Annotated in this window: 5 protein-coding genes and 1 pseudogene; 2 read left to right on the top strand and 4 right to left on the bottom strand. The window is 75.7% G+C overall.

The genetic code is table 11. From position 1 onward, the window contains the following. Nucleotides 1-265: 265 nt before the first annotated feature. Nucleotides 266-2,026, bottom strand: a complete 1,761-nt coding sequence (locus VE546_RS02880; RefSeq protein ID WP_324917763.1) for an alpha-glucosidase — start codon at nucleotides 2,024-2,026, stop codon at nucleotides 266-268. Nucleotides 2,027-2,180: 154 nt separating this feature from the next. Here VE546_RS02880 and VE546_RS27895 point away from each other — a divergent pair. After that, nucleotides 2,181-3,055 (top strand): annotated as a pseudogene (locus VE546_RS27895) (restriction endonuclease). On the opposite strand, the gene VE546_RS02890 reads toward VE546_RS27895, so the two are convergent. Together VE546_RS02890 and VE546_RS02895 are read right to left on the bottom strand one after the other, a co-directional pair. Then, complete coding sequence (locus tag VE546_RS02890; protein WP_324917768.1) at nucleotides 3,040-3,765, bottom strand: hypothetical protein; 726 nt, start codon at nucleotides 3,763-3,765, stop codon at nucleotides 3,040-3,042. The pseudogene VE546_RS27895 and the gene VE546_RS02890 overlap by 16 nt on opposite strands. Further along, complete coding sequence (locus tag VE546_RS02895) at nucleotides 3,750-5,474, bottom strand: serine/threonine-protein kinase (protein WP_324917771.1); 1,725 nt, start codon at nucleotides 5,472-5,474, stop codon at nucleotides 3,750-3,752. The genes VE546_RS02890 and VE546_RS02895 overlap by 16 nt, the downstream gene beginning before the upstream one ends. A 216-nt stretch (nucleotides 5,475-5,690) precedes the next feature. Here VE546_RS02895 and VE546_RS02900 point away from each other — a divergent pair, with 216 nt between their 5' ends. Next, nucleotides 5,691-5,894: a hypothetical protein gene (locus VE546_RS02900; protein ID WP_324917774.1), complete on the top strand. Its 204-nt coding sequence runs from the start codon at nucleotides 5,691-5,693 to the stop codon at nucleotides 5,892-5,894. A 130-nt stretch (nucleotides 5,895-6,024) separates the two neighbouring features. Here the strand turns inward: VE546_RS02900 and VE546_RS02905 are convergent, their stop codons facing one another. After that, nucleotides 6,025-6,225 (bottom strand): DUF2795 domain-containing protein, encoded by a 201-nt coding sequence (locus VE546_RS02905; RefSeq protein WP_324917777.1) that lies wholly within the window; start codon nucleotides 6,223-6,225, stop codon nucleotides 6,025-6,027. Nucleotides 6,226-6,516 lie beyond the last annotated feature (291 nt).

The following is a 6,516-nucleotide window of genomic DNA, read 5'->3' on the forward strand; positions in this document are numbered from 1 at the left end:
ACCGGGGGCGGGAGTCGATCGAGCACGGTGGTCCAAGGACGGCGAATGACGGTACGCGGCGTGGCGGGTGTCCGTCGCCCCATGCTCCTTTCTTCGCGCGGTCATCGGCCCTTGATGTCCTTGCCTCTCCCCTCTCTGGCACGCTCGGAGAACGATTGCCGGAGGAGCCGGCTACGGCCTTCCTCTCTACAAGGGCCCTGTTGTACGGGTGCCCCGGGTTTGTGTACGCACCCGTACGTCCGTACGCGGGCGCCGTGCGCCGCGTTCACCCGCCCGCCGTACCGCCCGTCGTACGGCGGTGGACGCGGGCCTCCCACGGGGCCAGGACCGTGGTGGGGGAGGTGAGCGGGGCGGCGGCGGGGTGGTTGGTGAGCAGCACCTCCGTCCCCGTCCAGCCGGCGGGGACGGGGACGGAGGCGGGCGCGGAGGAGAGGTTGGCGAGCACCAGCAGTTCGGTCGTACCGCCGGAGCCGTCCTCGTGGCGGCGGAGGAACGCGTGGACCTGCTCGTCGTCCGGCAGCAGCAGGGTGAAGTCGCCGAAGGCGACGGCGGGTTCGTCGTGCCGCAGCGCGATCAGGCGGCGGTAGTGGTGGAAGACGGACCCCGGGTCGGCGACCGCCGCGGCGGCGTTGATCTCCGTGTGGTTGGGGTTGACGGCGATCCAGGGCGTGCCCTTGGTGAAGCCGGCGTTGGGGGACGCGTCCCACTGCATGGGGGTGCGGGCGTTGTCGCGCCCCATCGTGCGCAGCGCGTCGAGCACCGCCTCGGGGTCGGCGCCGTGCGCGACCTCCTCCTCGAAGTGCCGGAGCGACTCGATGTCCCGGAAGTCCTCGACGGACGCGAACGGGGCGTTGGTCATGCCCAGTTCCTCGCCCTGGTAGACGTACGGCGTGCCGCGGTGCAGGTGCAGCACCGTGGCCAGGGCGGTCGCGGAACGCACCCGGTGGCGGGGGCTGTCGTCGCCGAAGCGGGAGACGGCGCGCGGCTGGTCGTGGTTGTTCCAGTACAGGCTGTTCCAGCCCACCCCGTTCAGCCCGGTCTGCCAGCGGGCCAGTGACGCCTTGAGCTCCGGCAGCCACAGCGGCCGGGGGTCGAACTTGCCGCCGGGGCCGTGGTCGAGCCCGACGTGCTCGAACTGGAACACCATGTCCACCTCGGCCCGCGCCGGGTCGGTGAACAGCCGCGCCTGCTCGATGGTCACCCCGGGCGTCTCCCCGACCGTCAGCAGCCTCCCCGGACGCCCGGCGAACACCTCGCGGTGCATCTCGGCCAGGTACTCGTGGATGCGCGGGCCGCAGACGTAGTACGGGGAGCCGTCGCCGTACCGGCCGCCGTCGGGCACCTCGCCGTCGGGCAGGGCCGGGTCCTTGGAGAGGAGGTTGACGACGTCCATCCGGAAGCCGTCCACACCGCGGTCCAGCCACCAGCGCATCATGGCGTACACGGCCTGCCGCACCTGGGGGTTGTCCCAGTTGAGGTCGGGCTGCTTGCGGGAGAACAGGTGCAGGTAGTACTCGCCGCTCGCCTCGTCGTAGGTCCAGGCCGGCCCGGAGAAGAACGAACCCCAGTTGTTCGGCTCGGCGCCCGGCGTGCCGGGCTCCCTGCCCGCACGGGCGGGACGCCACCAGTACCAGTCGCGCCGGGGGCCGCCCGGGCCGCCGTCGCGCGACTCGGTGAACCACGGGTGCTCGTCGGAGGTGTGGTTGACCACCAGGTCCATCACCAGCCGCATCCCGCGCCGGTGGACGTCGGCGAGCAGCTCGTCGAAGTCCTCCAGGGTGCCGTAGAGCGGATCGATGCCGCGGTAGTCGGTGATGTCGTAGCCGTTGTCGTCGTGCGGCGAGGGATAGACGGGGGAGAGCCAGAGCACGTCGACGCCCAACTCCGCCAGGTAGTCCAGCCGTTGGATGATCCCCCGCAGGTCGCCGACGCCGTCGCCGTCGGAGTCGGCGAAGCTGCGGGGGTAGATCTGGTACACCACGGCGGTCTTCCACCACGGTTCGTCGGTGCTGGCGGTCGTGGTCACGTGTCGGACCTCGCATCACTTCCGGCGGAACACCCGGTCCTGGAAAGGCGTACCCGCGCGGCGCCCGGGCCATGACGGCGGGCGGGTGGGCCGTGGCACCGCGGACCGCTGTGGCGAGGAACGTGATGGCGAGGAACGTGATGGCGAGGGAGAACTGCCGTCCGCGCTGGTGAACCCGCGGCGAGTCTCCGTGGGCGGGTGACGCGCCCCGCACAAACCGCCCCTGCTGCTGTGGCTGCTGGGCCGCTTCGCCGCGACCGGCAGTACGGCGGTCTCCCACGCCGGGGCCGAGGAACCGGTCAGCCGCATGATCGACGACTACGGTCCGCCCGCCCGGGTCTCCCGCGACCGCGCCGCCGTGCCGTTCGTGCACCTCGAACGCACCCTGTGGGAGGTGGAGGGCGCCGAGGGTCGGCCGATACCCGCCTCGGCCCCCGAGCGCGGCTCCTGGCTGCGCGCGCGGGGCGCGACAGGCCGGCTGCGTCCGCCCGTCGAACGGCTGCCGGCCGGTCCCGGCCTCCTGGCGGCCGCCGCCCGCCTCCTGCCGGACCGTCACTTCACACCCGCGCTGCAGGCCGCGATCCGTGCCGACACCGGGCCCGAGGGGGCGGAACCCGTGCCGTCGGCCCGGGCTTCGCCGGGGAGGTGCTGCAGGCGTACGCCTTCGCCTGCGCGATGTGCGGCTACGACGGGGCGCTGGGCCGGAACCCGGTCGGTCCGGAGGCCGTGCACATCCGCCGGCACAGCCGGGGCGGACCCGACGAACCGGGCAACGTCGTCGCGCCGTGCGCCCCGCACCACGCGCTGTCCGACCTCGGGACGCTGGGCCTCGCACCCGACCTGCGCATCCGCGTCTCGCCCCGCTGCACCGCCCGCAGCCGGGAGGGCCACGACCCGGGCCCCGGACGGTCGGCCGTGGACAGGGCCTTCGTCGCCTGGCACGGCCGCCAGGTCTTCAAGCCCAGGTCTTCCGGCACGGCCGGCCCGTGCCCGTCTGAGCGGCGGACGGGCCGTCACGGGCACCGGTAGGTGAAGGCCGCCCCGGCCGTGTGCCTCCCGGGCGAGGTGATCTCCAGGCGTGCGGTGGCCCGGTGGACGCCTTCGCCGCGGAAGGTCCACAACAGGTGCAGCCGCGCCTGCCGCTGCCCCCGGGCGACCTCCTCCTCCAGCACGCCGGAGGAGGTGCCGTCGCTGCGCAGCCACCGGTAGCGGATCGTTCCCGCCCGTCCGTTGGTCGTCACCGCGCCCACCACGTCGGCCGTGCCGTCGCAGCCGGGGCCGTCGGGGTCGGTGCGCACGGCCACGTGCTCGACGGCCAGGTCCGGCCCCAGCCGCTGCCAGGCCAGGTACGCCAGGACGGCGAGCAGGACGGCGGCGGCCAGGGCGTACCGCCGCAGTCGCGGCCGGCGGCGCCCTGCGCCCGCCGCGGCGGGGTGCGCGTACGGTGGGGTGCCGTGGCGGACGGCGGTGGCCGAGGCCGTACCGCCGCCGCCACCGCCGCCGTCGCCGGAGGGGGGTGCGGGCACTCCCGGCCCGAAGCGCAGCAGGCCGTCCCCGGCATCCTCTCCGGCGCCTCCTGCCGCGAGGCGGACGGTGGGCGCGTCGCGGCGGGTCTCCCCGGTGGACGGCGTCCGGAACCAGTGGCTGCCCAGGGCGGTCGCGCTGTACGCGTCGTCGTCGCGGGCGCCTTCGCCGGTGGGGCCGGCGGGGCCGTGGGGGCCGGTCACCGCAGCTCGCACTGGCGGGTGAGGACCTGCTGCCACGCGCTTCCGCCCGCGGGCGCCGGATCGGTCGAGGCGCCGACGCCCCAGTAGCAGCCGCGGCCGGTGAAGGTGTGCTCGACGGAGATGCTGTAGGCCGTCTCCCCGCTCAGCGTGTACGTCCGCACCGCGCCGTCCCGCGTGCCCGGTACGCCCCGGGTGTCGCCGGCGTCCCAGGTGACGGTCAGGGTCACCGGACCGGTCCCGGTCGTGGTGACCCGGACGGTCGCGGTGGCGCCGGTGGGGCCCTGCTGGGTCGGTCCCGCGGCCGACACCGCGCGGACCCGCACGGGCGGGGAGGGTTCGCCGGTGTCCGTTCCCGCCGTCGGGGGAGCGCTGGAGGAGGGGCCTCCGGGCGGTGCCGAGGCGCCTTCGGGGGTCTGCGCGCCGCTCGCCCCGGTGGTGGTGCCGGTGCCGCCCGGCGCGGCGGACGGGCTCCCCGGAGCCGCCCCGTCCGTGGCCCCGTTTGCGGCCCCGTCCGTGGTGGCGTCCGCGGGCCCGTCCCCGGTCGCGGAGGGCGACGGCGACGGTGGCGCGGAGGACGGGGCGTGATGCGACGCGGAGGGCGCCGCGGGTCCGGGCGGCGCGCCGGACGGGCCGTCGCTCCCGCCGGGCACCGCGGTGGTCGTGGCCCGGGTCCGGGCCGTCGCCGTCCCCTCCCCGTCCCCGCCGCCGGACGCCACCGCCGTCACGGTCAGCGCACCGGCCAGGACCAGCACGCCCGCGGCGGTCAGCAGGCCGCGCGGGCCGGACCGGAGGCCCCGGCCCGCGCCGCCCAGCGCGGTGGTGGCCAGGTCCGCGACGGAGGCGGAGCCCCCCTGCGCCGAGGGGAGCAGCAGCGGCAGCAGGGCGGCCAGCGCGGCGAGCCTGCGCTGCCCGCGCTCCTCCCAGTCCTCGCCGTACGCCGCCCCGGCCACCGCCTCCAGCTCCGCGACGAAGGCCGCCGCGTCGTGCGGGCGCCGTCCGGGGTCCTTGGCCAGGCCGCTCCGGACCAGGCCGCGCACCGGTTCGGGCACCCGCTCGGCGGGGACGGGCGCGCTGATGTGCCGCACGGCCAGTTCGGCGAGGTTCTCCCCCGGGTAGGGGGCCTGTCCGGTCAGGCACTCGTAGAAGGTCGCGGTCGCGGCGTAGACGTCGGTCGCGGGGGAGGCGGGGCTGCCGTTCCACTGCTCCGGGGCCATGTACAGCGGGGTGCCCGAACTCCCGGAGGCGGTCCCGCCGCGGGTGGCGATGCCGAAGTCGGCCAGCTTCGACGTGCCGTCGGCCGCCACCAGCACGTTCGCCGGTTTGTAGTCCCGGTGCACCACTCCGGCCCGGTGGGCCGCGGCCAGGCCCAGCAGCGAGCCCTTGAGCACCGCCAGCGCCGCCTCCGGTCCTGTGGGGCCCTCCCGCCGCAGCAGCGCGCGCAGCGCGACGCCGTCCACCGCCTCCATCACGATCGCCGCGCCCAGCGGGGACTCGACGTACTCGTACAGCGCCACCACGTGCGGTGAGCGCAGCTCGCCCAGCAGCCGGGCCTCCTCGCGGAAGGCGTGCAGGAAGCCGCCGTCCACCAGGAGCGCCTCGCTCAGGTACTTCACGGCCACCGGGGTTCCGGTGTCCTCGTGCACGGCCAGGACGACCCGTCCGCTCGCGCCGGACCCCAGTTCGCGCCGCTCGGTGTACCCCGGCACCGTCCATCCGGCCACTGGCCCCACCCCCCGGAATCCGGAACCCCCGCCGTTCCGCCGTCGCCGTGACAGACACCCCTGCCGCGTCCGCGGTTCCCGGCCCGGTCCGCACGCGTCGGTCCGCACGTGTCGGTCGGGGGGTGCCGGTCCGCATGTGTCGCGCGCAAACGGGTACGGCGTCCGCTGTCCGCAGGACCGGAGATCAATACGAGCGACACGAGCGAGGAGGCCGTCATGACCACGCCCGAGGAGAACCGGCCCAAGACCGGCAAGACCGATCAGGTCGTCTTCGACGAGCAGGGGGAGCAGGCCGCCCGCAGGGCCGAGGCCGCCAACGAGAACCGGGGGAACGTCGGGCGGGAGCTGGAGGACGCCATGTCCGAGGCGGGTGTGGACCGCGAGGACCTCACGGGCGAGAAGGGCGAGGGCGGCCGCTAGGCGGGCCGGACGCCGGAAGGCCGTGGCCCGCGGACGGGCGGGCGCGGCCTTCCGGCGCGATCACGCCTCCGGGGCGCGGCTTCCGGCCGCGCCCCGGGCGGACACCGTGCGGACCGGCTGACGTGGTGGGTCAGCTCTTCTTGCCGAAGACCGCCTGGCTCACGTCGTCCGGGCCGTCGAAGCGGTCCTTCTTCAGCGAGGAGAGCTCCTTGACCACCTCTTCCTTCGCGCCCTTCTTCCTGGCGTGCTCGACCAGGGCCTCCCGGTCGGCGGGGTAGTCGATGCCGCCCAGGGCCTTCTGGAGTTCGATCGGGTTCTTGATCTTGCTCATGGGGTGCCTCCTCCGGTCTCGGAGAGCCGCCGGGGTACCCCGGCGGTAAGAGGGGCATGCACGGCGGGCGGCAGATGCCGCCGTCCGGGGCACCGGCGGCCGGGGCCGTGCCACGGGGCGGAGCGTCGTGCGGTGCTCAGGCCGTGCGGCGGGGCCGCCCGCGTCCGTCCCGTCCGGTGGGGGCCGGCGTGCGCCGCGCACGCGCCGGGCGGCGGGAGCGCCCGCGGGCCCCGGAGGCGCCGCGGCCGGGCCGCTCGGCGGCCGGTGCGGCGAGGACGACGGGGATGCCGG

It is taken from the genome of Streptomyces sp., assembly GCF_035644915.1.
GTDB lineage: Bacteria > Actinomycetota > Actinomycetes > Streptomycetales > Streptomycetaceae > Streptomyces.

Coding starts and splice junctions, on each gene's coding strand:
- VE546_RS02905 (WP_324917777.1), bottom strand. CDS start 6,225: ATGAGCAAGATCAAGAACCCGATCGAACTCCAGAAGGCCCTGGGCGGC.
- VE546_RS02900 (WP_324917774.1), top strand. CDS start 5,691: ATGACCACGCCCGAGGAGAACCGGCCCAAGACCGGCAAGACCGATCAG.